Genomic DNA, 13,509 nt, shown 5'->3' on the forward strand with positions numbered 1-13,509 from the left:
TCAGGTCTTGCGCTTCCGGCTAGTCTTCCGGCAGGTGTTGGATCACAAGGAGGCCCACATGACGGCATGGACGTGGCGGTTCGAGAAGGCCGACGGGACGGAGGTCCAGCCCGCCGTGCAGCCCGAGGAGTTCACCACCCAGGGCGACGCCGAGTCCTGGATCGGGGAGCACTGGAAGGCGCTGCTGGAGGGCGGGGCCGACCAGGTGCGGCTGTTCGAGGAGAACACCGAGATCTACGGGCCGATGAGCCTGCACGCCGCCATGGAGGCGTAGGCCCGAGCCTCCGGGGGTACGGCTCGGGGCCGTACCCCCCGCTGTCTCACTGCTCGCCCAGCGTCACCTCCGCCGTCCGTTCGGCGCCGTCCCGCTGGAAGGTCACCGTCGTCCGCTGGCCCGGCCTGTCCGCCGCCAGCGCCTCCGAGAGGGAGGTGATGGTGGTGATGGGCTCGTCACCCACTTTGGTGATGATGTCGCCGGGGCGCAGGCCCGCCTTGCCGGCCGCGCCGCCGCTCCCGACGGTGACCACCGCGACCCCGGCGGGCTGGTAGCGGTCGTCGACGACCGTCCGCGCGGTGATTGCGAGCGCGGCCCGCCCGGAGTCGACGACCTTGCCGTTCCTGACGATCTGGCCGGCGACCGTCTTCACCATGGACGCCGGGATGGCGAACCCGATGCCGGGCGCCGCGCTGCCCCCGAGGCCGGGGTCGGCGGCGGCGAGCGTCGGGATGCCGATGACCTGCCCGGCCAGGTTCACCAGCGCGCCGCCGCTGTTGCCGGGGTTGATGGCGGCCGAGGTCTGCACCATGTTCGCGATCGTCGCGCCGGTACCCCCGCCCGCGCTGCCCTCGCTGACGGTCCGCCCGGTCGCCGAGACGATGCCCTGGGTCACGCTGGAGGACAGCCCGAGCGGCGAGCCCATGGCCAGCACGATCTGGCCGACCTCCACCTTCTCGGAGTCGCCGAGCTCCGCCGCCCTCAGCCCGTCCGGCACCTTGTCCAGCTTGATCACGGCCAGGTCCTGCTCGGGGTAGGAGTACACCAGGCGCGCGGTGAGCGGCTCCTCGCTGTTGGCCGTGGTCACGTGGAAGGTCCTCTCCGACTGGACCACGTGCGCGTTCGTGACGATGTGTCCCTTGCCGTCGTACACCACTCCGGAGCCCAGGTCCTGGCGCGCCTGGATCTGCACGACCGACGGCAGGACCTCCTTGATGACCTTCTGGTACTGGGCCTGCAGATCACTCACGGCCTGCGGCACGGCCGCCCGCGCGGGTGCGGCGGTGTCCTGGACGGCCGGAGCGGCGGAGCCGGTGCAGCCGGCGACGAGGGCCGCGCAGCAGGCCGGCACGACGGCGGACACGGCCTTCCGGAGGGCACGGGTGAGGGAAGCGTCCATGCCCCGAGTCTCATGGGGCGGTGATCACCCGGCCCGCGCTGTTCCTCCGAACGGTCTCAGCCGCGTACGCCGCACAGGTGCAGCAGCGCCGCCACCGCGCGGTAGGGGTCCGTGCGCCCGGCCCGCTCCTCGACCGCGAGCAGTGCCTCCAGGTCGTCCGGGACCGGCGCGTCGTCCGCCGCGGTGTCCGTGAAGACCCGGACGCCGTACCAGGCGTGCAGCGGGGCCGCGATCCCGGCGAGCGTCGCGGTGAGCGCCGACAGCCGGTCGGCGCGGACGTCCAGGCCCAGCCGGTTGCGATAGGAGGTCGTCTCGAAGGCGGCCAGCGCGCCCGCCCAGTCACCGGCGAGGCCCGGCCGCATGGCGAGCGCGTCGCCGTTGCGGACCAGCAGGGAGAGGAGTCCGCCGGGGGCGAGCATCCTCGCCAGCCCCGCCACCAGCGGGTCGGGCTCCTCCACGTACATCAGCACGCCGTGGCACAGCACCACGTCGAAGCTGCCCGGCAGGAAGTGCACACCGGTGTCCCGCCCGTCGCCCTGCACCAGCCGGACCCGCTCCCGGATCCCCTCCGGCTCGGCGGCCAGCGCCTCGTGCGCGGCGGCGATCATCGTCGCGTCCTGCTCGACACCGGTCACCTGATGGCCGAGCCGGGCCAGCCGCAGCGCCTGCGTGCCCTGGCCCATGCCCACGTCGAGCACCCGCAGCCGCTGCCCGACCGGGAACCGCCCGGCTATCTGCTCGTCCAGCTGCCGGGCCACCAGCTCCTGCCGTACGACATCACGCAGCCTGCCCAGCTTGCTCAGCCAGGCATCCGCCGCACCCCCGGTGAATGCCTCTGCGCTCAGGGCCGCTCTCCGCGCTTGACCTGCGGCTTCGGCAGCCGGAGCCGGCGCATCTGCAGGGAGCGCAGCAGGGCGTAGGCGACCGCGCCCCGCGTGCTCTCGTCCGGGAAGCGCTCCTTGAGCCGCTTCTTCAGCCGGAACCCGCTGATCGCCGCGTCCACCACGATCAGCACGATCACCACCAGCCACAGCAGCAGCGCGATCGACTGGATCGCCGGCACCTGCACCACGCTCAGCACGAGGATCACCACGGCGAGCGGCAGGAAGAACTCCGCCACGTTGAACCGCGAGTCCACCCAGGCGCGGGCGAACTTGCGGACCGGGCCCTTGTCCCGGGCGGGCAGATAGCGCTCGTCGCCACTGGCCAGCGCCTGGCGCTGGCGCTCCAGGGCCTGGCGCCGCTCCTCGCGCTGGCGCTTCGCGGCCTCCTTACGGGTGGTCGGCGTGTGGGCCACGCTGCGCCGCTGGGACTGGGCCTCACTGCGCTTGGGCGTGGGCCTGCCCTTCGGGGCCTGCGGGTCTCGGGGCTGCTTGGAGAGGTCTACCGCCGTCTTGTCGGCGGGGGCCTTCTCGTCCTTGGCACGGCTACGGAACACAAAACCCAAGGGTAAGGGCTGCACCGGCATGGACCCCAGCCCGGCCGGGAACGATCCGGCAACACCGGACGTCTGTAGGGGGACAGAGGGGACGTTCCGGAGGGGGCCGGTGGGGGACTGGTGGGGGATCACCTACTCCTTGCGCCGGAGCGGTAGCGTCCGCAGTCGTCCTCGGGGATGAGCGCATCACTCCCCGAACAGTGCGGTAATGGAGTCAGGGCCCGTACTGTGGGTCCTGTCGCAGGATCTGTGAGCTGGAGTCCGTCAGAAGGGGGCGCGCGAAGCCCATGAGCGGTGTCATGAAGCGTATGGGGATGATCTTCCGCGCGAAGGCGAACAAGGCCCTTGACCGGGCCGAGGACCCGCGCGAGACCCTCGATTACTCGTACCAGAAGCAGCTGGAGCTGCTGCAGAAGGTCCGCCGCGGCGTCGCCGACGTGGCGACCAGCCGCAAGCGCCTGGAACTCCAGCTCAACCAGTTGCAGCAGCAGTCCACCAAGCTGGAGGACCAGGGCCGCAAGGCGCTCGCGCTCGGCCGCGAGGACCTGGCCCGCGAGGCGCTGTCCCGGCGCGCCGCGCTCCAGCAGCAGGTCACCGACCTCGAGACGCAGCACGCCACCCTCCAGGGCGAGGAGGAGAAGCTCACGCTCGCGGCCCAGCGCCTGCAGGCCAAGGTGGACGCGTTCCGTACGAAGAAGGAGACCATCAAGGCCACCTACACCGCCGCCCAGGCCCAGACCCGCATCGGCGAGGCCTTCTCCGGCATCTCCGAGGAGATGGGCGACGTCGGCCTGGCCATCCAGCGCGCCGAGGACAAGACCCAGCAGCTGCAGGCCCGGGCCGGCGCCATCGACGAGCTGCTCGCCTCCGGGGCCCTGGACGACCCGACCGGCATGGCCAAGGACGACATCGCGGCCGAGCTGGACCGGCTGTCCGGTGGTAGTGATGTAGAGCTGGAACTGCAGCGCATGAAGGCCGAGCTGGCCGGAGGCTCCCCGCAGCAGGCGATCGAGGGCGGCGCGGGCCAGGGGCAGACCCAGCAGCAGCCGCAGGACACGCCGCGCTTCGACAAGCAGTAGCCCGGCGCCGGGACCCGAGCCGAGGAGGCCGACGTGATCGTACGGATCATGGGGGAGGGCCAGGTGCAGCTGGACGACTCCCACATCGTCGAGCTGAACAAGCTGGACGACGAGCTGCTGGCCGAGATGGAGAGCGGCGACGAGGCGGCGTTCCGCCGCACCTTCGCCGCCCTGCTGGACGCCGTCCGCCGTCTCGGCACCCCGCTTCCGGACGACGCGCTGGAACCGTCCGAGCTGATCCTTCCTTCGCCGGACGCGTCACTGGCGGAGGTCCGGGAGATGCTTGCCGACGACGGGTTGATTCCGGGGTAGCCCCGTCAGGGAAGCTCGCCGCCGCCGGGTACGGGTATGTCATGGCCGGTCGCGCAGTCCCTCCTGGGGGGCTGCAGCACCGCGCGGCACCCGTACTGTTCACCCCGTGAGTACCGTCCGCACTCTCGACCGCGCCCGCTGCAGTCTCCGAGCGCACCCCCTCGCGTTGGACGCGGCCCTGGCCGCAGGAGTGCTGGCATGCATGGTGGCCGGCTCCTTCGTCGTCCCCCGCGGAGCGCACGGCGTCACCTGGGGCGTCCGCACCCCCGACCCCCTCAGCCTCCTCCTCATGCTCCTCGCCGCGGCCACGCTCGTCCTCCGCCGCCGCGCCCCCAAGACGGTCCTCGCCACCACCGGCGCCCTCTCCGCGATCGAGTGCGTCACCGGCGACCCCCGCGCACCGGTCGCGATGTCCGCCGTCATCGCCCTGTACACCGTCGCCGCGACCACCGACCGCACCACCACCTGGCGCGTCGGCCTGCTCACCATGACCGTACTGACGGCCGCCGCCATGCTCGGCGGCCCCCTGCCCTGGTACGCGCAGGAGAACCTGGGCGTGCTCGCCTGGACCGGCATCGGCGCCACCGCGGGAGACGCCGTACGCAGCCGGCGCGCGGTCGTCCAGGCCATCCGGGAGCGCGCCGAGAAAGCCGAACGCACCCGCGAGGAGGAGGCCCGCCGCCGCGTCGCCGAGGAGCGGCTGCGCATCGCCCGAGATCTGCACGACGTCGTCGCCCACCACATCGCCCTCGTGAACGTGCAGGCCGGGGTCGCCGCACACGTCATGGACAAGCGGCCCGACCAGGCCAAGGAAGCCCTCGCCCACGTCCGCGAGGCCAGCCGGTCCGCGCTCGACGAACTGCGCGCCACCGTCGGCCTGCTGCGGCAGTCCGGCGACCCGGAGGCACCGACCGAGCCCGCACCCGGCCTCAGCCGCCTGGAGGAGCTCGCCGCCACCTTCCGCAACGCGGGCCTGCCGGTACAGGTGGCCCGCGCCGACCAGGGCACCGGACTGCCCGCCGCCGTCGACCTGGCCGCCTACCGGCTCGTCCAGGAGGCCCTGACCAATGTGCAGAAGCACGCCGGGCCCGAGGCCAAGGCCGAGGTCAGCGTCGTACGGGTGGGGGCGGTCATCGAGGTGACCGTGCTGGACGACGGGGCGGGCGCGGCCGGGGTGCCCGGGGCCGGCGGCGGGCACGGACTGCTCGGCATGCGCGAGCGGGTCACCGCCGTCGGCGGGACCCTCACCACCGGACCCCGCTACGGCGGCGGGTTCCGCGTCCATGCGATCCTGCCCCTCAAGACCCGTACGGAGACCCGTACCGATACCCGTACGACGGCCCCGGGGGAGCCCGTATGACGATCCGTGTCCTGCTCGCCGACGACCAGGCACTGCTGCGCAGCGCGTTCCGGGTGCTGGTCGACTCCGAGCCCGACATGCACGTCGTGGGGGAGGCCTCCGACGGGGCCGAGGCGGTCCGGCTGGCCAAGGAGCAGGCCGCCGACGTGGTCCTCATGGACATCCGGATGCCCGGCACGGACGGGCTCGCCGCCACCCGGCTGATCAGCGCCGATCCCTCCCTGGCGCAGGTCCGTGTGGTCATCCTGACCACCTTCGAGGTGGACGACTACGTGGTCCAGGCGCTGCGCGCGGGCGCCTCCGGCTTCCTCGGCAAGGGCAGCGAGCCGGAAGAGCTCCTCAACGCGATCCGGCTCGCGGCGGGCGGTGACGCCCTGCTGTCTCCCGCCGCCACCAAGGGCCTGATCGCCCGCTTCCTCGCCCGGGGCGACGACGACGGCCGCGACCCCGCCCGCTCCGAGCGGCTCGGCGCGCTCACCGGCCGGGAGCGGCAGGTGCTCGTCCAGGTCGCCGGCGGCCACTCCAACGACGAGATCGCCGAGCGCCTGGAGGTCAGCCCGCTGACGGTGAAGACGCACGTCAACCGGGCCATGGCCAAACTGGGCGCGCGTGACCGGGCGCAGCTCGTGGTCATCGCGTACGAGTCGGGGCTGGTACGTCCGAGGATGGACTGATCTCCACCCGGGACTACCGCGGATCTCCACCCCGGCGTACTGCGGACGGAGTAGGGCCCGGATAAGGAAATGGACCCTGGGCCTACGGATCGGCCTTCTGTGATGGGTGAGGGTGAGGGGGTCTGCCGCTCACAGGCCCACGGAAGAGAGACCTGATCCATGTCATGGCTGTCGAGATTCAGCCTCCGGCAACGGGCCCTGATCGGCCTGATGTCGCTCGTCGCGCTCGTCTTCGGGCTGATCGCGATCCCCCAGATCAAGCAGCAGCTGCTGCCCACCATCAACCTGCCCATGGTGTCGGTGATCGCGCCGTACCGGGGCGCCTCGCCCGACGTGGTCGAGAAGCAGGTCGTCGAGCCGATCGAGAACAACCTCCAGGGCGTCGACGGTGTCACCGGAGTCACCTCCACCGCCCGTGAGGGCAACGCCGTGATCACGGCGTCCTTCGACTACGACAACGACACCAAGCGGATCGTCTCCGACGTCCAGCAGGCCGTGAACCGGGCCCGCAACCAGCTCCCGGACGGCGTCGACCCGCAGGTCATATCCGGCTCCACCGACGACATGCCGACCGTGGTCCTCGCCGTCACCTCCGGCAAGGACCAGCAGGCGCTCGCGGACCAGCTCGACAAGACCGTCGTACCCGCCCTGAAGGACATCGACGGCGTCGGCCGCGTCCAGGTCATGGGCGTCCGCGACCTCCAGGTCACGGTCACCCCCGACGACGCGAAGCTCGCGCGGGCCGGCCTCACCTCCGCCGCGCTCGGCCAGGCCCTCCAGGCGGGCGGCGCGACCGTCCCGGCCGGTTCCTTCGACGAGAACGGCGCGGGCCGCACCGTCCAGGTCGGCGGCGGCTTCACCTCGCTGCGGCAGATCCAGGACCTCATGGTCGGCGGCCCAAGCGGCGGCAAGCCGGTACGCCTCGGTGACGTGGCCACCGTCAAGGAGCAGCCGGCCCCGGCCGACTCCCTCACCCGCACCGACGGCAGGCCCAGCCTCGCCGTCAACGTGACCATGGATCACGACGGCAGCGCGGTGACCATCTCGAACGCGGTCAAGGACAAGCTGCCCGGCCTGCGCGAGCAGCTCGGCGCCGGGGCCGGGCTCACCGTCGTCAGCGACCAGGGCCCGGCCGTTTCCAAGTCCATCAAGGGGCTGACCACGGAGGGTGCGCTCGGCCTGCTCTTCGCGGTCCTCGTCATCCTGGTCTTCCTGGCGTCGATCCGCTCGACGCTGGTCACGGCGGTCTCCATCCCGCTGTCGGTCGTCCTGGCCCTGATCGTGCTGTGGACGCGCGGCCTGTCCCTGAACATGCTCACGCTCGGCGCGCTGACCATCGCCATCGGCCGGGTCGTGGACGACTCGATCGTGGTCCTGGAGAACATCAAGCGCCACCTCGGCTACGGCGAGGAGCGCAGGGACGCGATCCTGAACGCCGTGCGCGAGGTGGCCGGCGCGGTCACCTCCTCCACCCTCACCACGGTCGCCGTGTTCCTGCCGATCGGCCTGGTCGGCGGCATGGTGGGCGCCCTGTTCGGCTCGTTCAGCATCACGGTGACGGCGGCCCTGCTGGCCTCCCTGCTCGTGTCGCTGACGGTCGTTCCGGTCCTGTCGTACTGGTTCCTGCGCGCCCCGAAGGGCACGCCCGAGGACGCCGAGCAGGCTCGCCGCAGGGCCGAGGAGAAGGAGGCGAAAAGCCGTCTGCAGCGCGCGTACGTCCCCGTCCTGCGCTTCGCGACGCGCCGCCGCCTCACCAGCGTGCTGATCGCGATCGTGGTCCTGGTCGTCACGTTCGGCATGGGCGGCCTGAAGACCAACTTCTTCGACCAGGGTGACCAGGAGGTCCTCACGGTCAAGCAGGAACTGAAGCCGGGTACGAGCCTGGCCGCCACGGACGCGCAGGCGAAGCGGGTGGAGAAGCTGCTGGCCGCCACCGAGGGCGTGAAGGACTACCAGGTCACCGTCGGCTCCTCCGGCTTCATGGCGGCCTTCGGCGGCGGCACGGACACCAACCAGGCGTCGTACCAGGTGATGCTGAAGGACTCGAAGTCGTACGACGAGGTGCAGAAGCACCTGGAGGAGGGCCTCAAGCAGCTCAAGGGCACCGGTACGACCACCGTGTCGGCCGGTGGCGGCTTCGGCAACCAGAATCTGAGCGTGGTGGTCAAGGCGTCCGACCCGCAGGCGCTGCGGACGGCGGCGGAGCAGGTCCGCTCCACGGTCGCCGGCCTCGACGGCGTCACGGACGTCACCAGCGACCTCTCGACCAGCGTGCCGCGGATCTCGGTCAAGGCCGGCGCGAAGGCCGCGGCGGCCGGTTTCGACGACCAGAAGCTCGGTGCGGCGGTCGCTCAGGCGGTGCGCGGTACGACGGCGGCGAAGGCGATGCTCGACGACACCGAGCGCGATGTCGTCGTGCGGTCGGCGAAGCCCGCGACGACGCTGGCCCAGCTGAAGGCGCTGCGCCTCGGCCCGGTGAAGCTCGCTGACATCGCCACGGTGAAGCTGGTGGACGGCCCGGTGTCACTGACCCGGATCGACGGCCAGCGCGCCGCCACCATCACCGCGAAGCCGACCGGTGACAACACGGGTGCGATCAGCACCAAGCTCCAGTCGAAGATCAAGGCCCTGAAGCTGCCGGCGGGCGCGAAGGCGGAGATCGGCGGTGTGACCTCGGACCAGAACGACGCGTTCAAGAACCTGGGCCTGGCCATGCTGGCGGCGATCGCGATCGTCTTCATGCTGCTGGTGGCGACCTTCCGCTCCCTCGCGCAGCCTCTGATCCTCCTGGTCTCCATCCCGTTCGCGGCGACCGGCGCGATCGGACTGCTGGTCGCCACCGGCACCCCGATGGGCGTCCCGGCGATGATCGGCATGCTGATGCTGATCGGCATCGTGGTGACCAACGCGATCGTGCTGATCGACCTGATCAACCAGTACCGGAGGCAGGGCTACGGCGTCGTGGAAGCGGTGATCGAGGGCGGTCGCCACCGCCTCCGCCCGATCCTGATGACGGCGCTGGCGACGATCTTCGCGTTGCTTCCCATGGCCCTGGGCGTCACCGGAGAGGGCGGCTTCATCGCCCAGCCGCTCGCGGTGGTCGTCATCGGCGGCCTGATCACGTCCACGCTGCTGACCCTGCTGCTGGTGCCCACGCTCTACGCGATGCTGGAGCTGCGCAAGGAGCGCCGGGCGAAGAAGCGGGCGGCGACGAAGGAGCCGCAGGCACAGCGGACTCCGGAGCCGGCCGGAGTGTAGACAGCCGGCCGCCCGCCGTTGGGCCCCGGCCGTATTCCCGATCACTGAACAGCGTTGCGGTGGGCGCTGAGGATGGTGCGGTTTCCTGGTCCGGCGACCAGGAAACCGCACCTCCTCGTCTTTGGCCGGGCATGCGGATCCTGGCCTCTCGGCGGAAGACACCCCTACGGCCGGTCGGTGATCCTTTAATCCGATCGTGCGGGCGAGATCCTGCCGCCTCCGGCGGACGGCAACCGCCCGAAAACAGGAGGAAAGCGCTCCCGATGTCGCCCGACACTTCCGCCGCAGAACTCTTCGACCCCATGTCGCCGGAATACACGGCGTGCCCTTACGCGGCATTCGCGCGCGCCCGGAAGGAACAGCCGGTCGCCCATCAGACCGCGCTGGACGAATGGATCGTCACCGGACGCGCGGAAATCGAGGCCGTCCAGCGGGATCACGAGCATTTCACGAGCCGCTACAACCTCGATGGCTCCTATCCCTTCTGCCCGGAGGCGAAGGCGATCCTGGACGGCTCCCTGTTCTTCCGGGTCGCCCTCTACAACGTGGACCCGCCGGCCCACACCCGGTTCCGTAACCTCATCAGCGAGTACTTCACCCCGCGCGCCCTGCGGCGCCGTGAGGAGTCGATCCGGGAGATAGCCAAGCGGCTCGTCGGCGATATCGTGGCGAAGGACGGCTGCGATCTTCTCCAGGAATTCGCCTACCCGCTGCCGATGACGGTGATCTGCGACATCATCGGTATCCCGGAGGAGGACCGGGCCACGGTCAAGCAGTGGAACAACGAGTGGCTCGCGCTGCAGGTCGTCCCGCTGCCGCCGGAGCAGCAGGTGCACTGCGCCACCGACGTGGTGACGTACGAGAAGTACGTCCTCGGCCTGCTGGAACAGCGCCGTCGGGAGCCCGCCGACGACCTGCTCACCGAACTGGTGCGGGCCGCCGACGCGGACGACCCGGTGTGCACGGTCGAGGACGCCGTCGTCGCCCTGCGGGTGATGATCGCGGCGGGGCACGAGACCACGACCAACCTGATCTCCAACGCGGTCCACCAGCTGCTGGGCGACCGCCGGTTGTGGGAGCAGCTCGTCAAGGACCCGGAGCTGATCGCCGCCGCCGTCGAAGAGACGCTGCGCTTCGACTCCTCGGTGCAGGGCGCGCCCCGCGTCGCCACCGAAGCCCTGCGGGTCGGCGACACCGAGGTCCCCGAAGGGGCCCGGCTGCGCGTGATGTTCTCCGCCGCGGGACGCGACCCGGAGTGGGTCGACGACCCCGACACGTTCCGCCTCGACCGACAGGGCCCGGGGCGCCACCTCGGCTTCGGCCACGGCATCCACTTCTGCGTGGGCGCCTCCCTCGCCCGCCTGGAATCGAGGATCGCCCTGGAGACGCTGGTGGAGGCGCTGCCCGGACTGCGTCTCGCGGACGGCTTCGAGCCCCGGTACCTGCCGGGCGGCTTCGTCTTCCGGGGCCTCGCCGAGCTGCCCGTCACCTGGTCCTGAGCCGCGTCCGGCCGTCTCGGCCCCCCGTCGTACCCCCCTACGTCCCACCCACGGAGGCAAGAAGAACCATGGCTCTCGCGACCGCCGCACCGTCAGTTCCTCCGATGCCGGGGCGCATTCCGCTCGCGGGCCACGCCGTGCAGATGTTCCGCAACCCGCTCCGGTTCTTCCAGAGCGTCAGCGAGCAGGGCGGCCTGGTACGCATCTGGCTCGGCACCAAGCAGGCCTATGTGGTCAGCGACCACGACATGCTGTACGACATTCTCGTCCGCAAGGCCAAGTCCTTCGAAAAGGGAATGCAGTTCGATCAGGCGCGCCCGCTGCTCGGCAACGGAATCCTGCTGTCCGAGGGTGATTTCCATCGCAGGCAGCGCCTGCTCATGCAGCCGGCCTTCCACCACGAGAAGATCGCCACGTATGTCGACGTGATGCGCGAGTCGGCGACCGACGTGTTCGACACCTGGCGGGACGGCCAGCGCGTCGGCATGTACAGCATGTTCTACGAACTCGCCGTACGCATCGTCATCAAGGCGCTGTTCTCCACCGACATGGTGGAACAGGACGTGGCCGAGGTCTTCAAGTCCATGCCGATCGTGATTTCCGGTGTGGAGAAGCGTGCGGCCATTCCGCCCGCCCTGCTCGACCGCATTCCCAACAAGTCCAGCCGGGAGTTCCACAGCGCGATCGGCCGGCTCTACTCGATGGGCCGGCGCATCATCGCCGACTACCGGGTCAAGGGCACCGGCGAGCGGCCGGACGACCTGATGAACCTCCTCTTCACCGCGCGTGACGAGGGCAACAAGTCGATGACCGACAAACAGATCCAGGACGAGTTCATGACGCTCCTGACGGCGGGGTCCGAGACCACGCCGAGCGCCATGAGCTGGACCTGCATGCTGCTCGGCCGCCACCCCGAGGTGCAGCGCCGGATGCAGGAGGAGGTCGACGAGGTCGTCGGCGACCGCCCGGTCGAGGCAGGCGACCTGCGCGCCCTGGACTACACCCGGCGCGTCATCCAGGAAGCGCTGCGGCTGTACCCGCCGGTGTGGGCGCTGGGCCGCAAGTGCGTGAAGGACACCGAACTCGGCGGTCACCTCATCCCGGCCGGCACCGAGGTCCTGTACTCCATCTACGCCGTCCACCACGATCCGAAGGTGTACGACAACCCGGAGGCGTTCGACCCCGACCGCTGGCTGCCCGAGCGGGCCCAGGGGGTGCCGCGCAGCGCGTTCATGCCGTTCGGCGCGGGTGTCCGCAACTGCATCGGCGAGTCCTTCTCCTGGTTCGAGACCCAGACCGTCCTCGCGACCCTGCTGCAGCGCTGGTCCGTGCAGCCCGTCACCGGCGAGCCGGTGAAGCCGATCGCCATGGGTGCCCTCGTTCCCGGGGAGCTGCCCATGAAGGTCGTCAGGCGCGACAAGTGACCATCACCGACGCGCTGACGGAGAGCGCGACGGTCACGGCGCGGGTCGACCGGAGCCTCGAGGTGTTCCTCCAGCGGCGGATCGCCGACGAGACCGACCCGGCGGCCCACCAGCTGCTGGTGGTCCTGCGGGACTTCATCCTGAACGGGGGCAAGCGGGTCCGCCCCCTGTTCTGCTACTGGGGGTGGCGCGGCGCCGGCGGATCCGCGGACGACCCCGACCTCATCGCGGTGGCCGCCGCGCTGGAGCTGTTCCACGCCGCGGCGCTGATCCACGACGACATCATCGACGACAGCGATCTGCGGCGCGGCCGGCCCACCGTCCACCTGTCCCTCGGCAAGTGGCACGCCGAACAGGACTGGCAGGGCGAGAGCCAGGCGTTCGGGCACCACGGCGCATTGCTCGCCGGGGACGCCTGCCTGGTCTGGTCGGAGGAGATGTTCAACGACAGCCCTCTGGTGGTCCGGGGCGAGCGGGCCCGGCGGCTGTTCGCCCGGCTGCGCACCTCGGCGCTGTACGGGGAGTTCCTCGACCTCGTCGGCGAGGCGCGGGGCGGCCGGCTCGCCGACGCGCTGAAGATCGTCCGGCACAAGACGGCGAGCTACACCATCCGTTACCCCCTGCAGATCGGCGGCGCCCTGGCCGGCGCTGACGAGGCGCTGCTCGCGGCGTACGACACCTTCGGGCTGCTGCTGGGCGAGGCCTTCCAACTGCGCGACGACGTGATCGGCCTGTTCGGCGCGCCCGAGCTGACCGGCAAGGAGCCGCTGGACGACGCCCGGAAGGGCAAGCCGACCGCGCTCATCGCGGTCGCCCGGAAGATGGCGGACCCCGTGCAGCACGCCCGGCTGGACCTGCTCTACGGATCCGAGCGGCTCGGCCTCGACGACCTCGCCGAACTGCGGGACGTGGTCCGCGCGACCGGGGCGCCCACCGTCATCGAGCGGATGATCGGCGAGCGGCACACCGGCGCGGTCCAGGCCCTGCGCGGCGCCGGTATCCAGCCTCCCGCGCTGGCCGAGCTGGAGTCGCTGGCGGCAGCCTGCGTGCATCGTGAAAGGTGAATGACCG

12 protein-coding genes are annotated in these 13,509 nt (G+C 70.9%); 9 read left to right on the forward strand and 3 right to left on the reverse strand.

Annotated features, from left to right (window positions below; all coding sequences use genetic code 11):
• The first annotated feature begins 58 nt into the window (after positions 1-58).
• Entirely contained in the window at positions 59-274 is a 216-nt protein-coding gene (locus ABZ624_RS15750; protein ID WP_360087886.1) for a hypothetical protein, read from the forward strand.
• A 46-nt stretch (positions 275-320) separates the two neighbouring features.
• Here ABZ624_RS15750 and ABZ624_RS15755 read toward each other — a convergent pair whose 3' ends face one another.
• From ABZ624_RS15755 to ABZ624_RS15765, 3 genes are all read right to left on the reverse strand, one after another.
• Positions 321-1,394: a trypsin-like peptidase domain-containing protein gene (locus ABZ624_RS15755; protein WP_360087889.1), complete on the reverse strand. Its 1,074-nt coding sequence runs from the start codon at positions 1,392-1,394 to the stop codon at positions 321-323.
• Between the two features lie 56 nt (positions 1,395-1,450).
• A complete protein-coding gene (locus ABZ624_RS15760) occupies positions 1,451-2,152 on the reverse strand; it encodes a methyltransferase domain-containing protein (protein WP_360087892.1) in 702 nt (233 codons plus the stop codon).
• Between the two features lie 83 nt (positions 2,153-2,235).
• Entirely contained in the window at positions 2,236-2,862 is a 627-nt protein-coding gene (locus tag ABZ624_RS15765) for a DUF3043 domain-containing protein (protein WP_360087895.1), read from the reverse strand.
• 257 nt (positions 2,863-3,119) lie between these two features.
• Between ABZ624_RS15765 and ABZ624_RS15770 the strand changes: the two genes are divergently transcribed.
• The 8 genes from ABZ624_RS15770 (at position 3,120) to ABZ624_RS15805 (ending at position 13,502) form a co-directional block, all read left to right on the forward strand.
• A complete protein-coding gene (locus tag ABZ624_RS15770; protein WP_360087898.1) occupies positions 3,120-3,911 on the forward strand; it encodes a PspA/IM30 family protein in 792 nt (263 codons plus the stop codon).
• A gap of 33 nt (positions 3,912-3,944) precedes the next feature.
• Positions 3,945-4,223, forward strand: coding sequence for a hypothetical protein (locus ABZ624_RS15775; RefSeq protein WP_360087901.1), 279 nt, complete (start codon positions 3,945-3,947; stop codon positions 4,221-4,223).
• A gap of 106 nt (positions 4,224-4,329) precedes the next feature.
• Entirely contained in the window at positions 4,330-5,583 is a 1,254-nt protein-coding gene (locus ABZ624_RS15780; protein ID WP_360087904.1) for a histidine kinase, read from the forward strand.
• Complete coding sequence (locus ABZ624_RS15785) at positions 5,580-6,257, forward strand: response regulator transcription factor (protein ID WP_360087907.1); 678 nt, start codon at positions 5,580-5,582, stop codon at positions 6,255-6,257. The genes ABZ624_RS15780 and ABZ624_RS15785 overlap by 4 nt, the downstream gene beginning before the upstream one ends.
• Before the next feature lie 159 nt (positions 6,258-6,416).
• The gene (locus ABZ624_RS15790) at positions 6,417-9,515 is read left to right on the forward strand and encodes an efflux RND transporter permease subunit (protein WP_360087910.1); all 3,099 of its coding nucleotides are present in this window, start codon (positions 6,417-6,419) and stop codon (positions 9,513-9,515) included.
• Between the two features lie 263 nt (positions 9,516-9,778).
• Positions 9,779-11,014: a cytochrome P450 gene (locus tag ABZ624_RS15795; RefSeq protein ID WP_360087913.1), complete on the forward strand. Its 1,236-nt coding sequence runs from the start codon at positions 9,779-9,781 to the stop codon at positions 11,012-11,014.
• A 68-nt stretch (positions 11,015-11,082) separates the two neighbouring features.
• Positions 11,083-12,438 carry a cytochrome P450 gene (locus tag ABZ624_RS15800; RefSeq protein ID WP_360087916.1) on the forward strand — a complete coding sequence of 452 codons (1,356 nt, stop codon included), beginning with the start codon at positions 11,083-11,085 and terminating at the stop codon, positions 12,436-12,438.
• The gene (locus ABZ624_RS15805) at positions 12,435-13,502 is read left to right on the forward strand and encodes a polyprenyl synthetase family protein (protein ID WP_360087919.1); all 1,068 of its coding nucleotides are present in this window, start codon (positions 12,435-12,437) and stop codon (positions 13,500-13,502) included. Before ABZ624_RS15800 ends, ABZ624_RS15805 begins: the two co-directional genes overlap by 4 nt.
• Positions 13,503-13,509: the final 7 nt, after the last annotated feature.

It is taken from the genome of Streptomyces sp. NPDC007205 (assembly GCF_040634095.1).
Taxonomy (GTDB): Bacteria; Actinomycetota; Actinomycetes; order Streptomycetales; family Streptomycetaceae; genus Streptomyces.

Excerpts from the sequence above, each read along its gene's own strand:
- ABZ624_RS15750 (WP_360087886.1), top strand. The coding sequence starts at position 59 with ATGACGGCATGGACGTGGCGGTTCGAGAAGGCCGACGGGACGGAGGTC.
- ABZ624_RS15755 (WP_360087889.1), bottom strand. The coding sequence starts at position 1,394 with ATGGACGCTTCCCTCACCCGTGCCCTCCGGAAGGCCGTGTCCGCCGTC.
- ABZ624_RS15765 (WP_360087895.1), bottom strand. The coding sequence starts at position 2,862 with ATGCCGGTGCAGCCCTTACCCTTGGGTTTTGTGTTCCGTAGCCGTGCC.
- ABZ624_RS15770 (WP_360087898.1), top strand. The coding sequence starts at position 3,120 with ATGAGCGGTGTCATGAAGCGTATGGGGATGATCTTCCGCGCGAAGGCG.
- ABZ624_RS15785 (WP_360087907.1), top strand. The coding sequence starts at position 5,580 with ATGACGATCCGTGTCCTGCTCGCCGACGACCAGGCACTGCTGCGCAGC.
- ABZ624_RS15790 (WP_360087910.1), top strand. The coding sequence starts at position 6,417 with ATGTCATGGCTGTCGAGATTCAGCCTCCGGCAACGGGCCCTGATCGGC.
- ABZ624_RS15795 (WP_360087913.1), top strand. The coding sequence starts at position 9,779 with ATGTCGCCCGACACTTCCGCCGCAGAACTCTTCGACCCCATGTCGCCG.
- ABZ624_RS15800 (WP_360087916.1), top strand. The coding sequence starts at position 11,083 with ATGGCTCTCGCGACCGCCGCACCGTCAGTTCCTCCGATGCCGGGGCGC.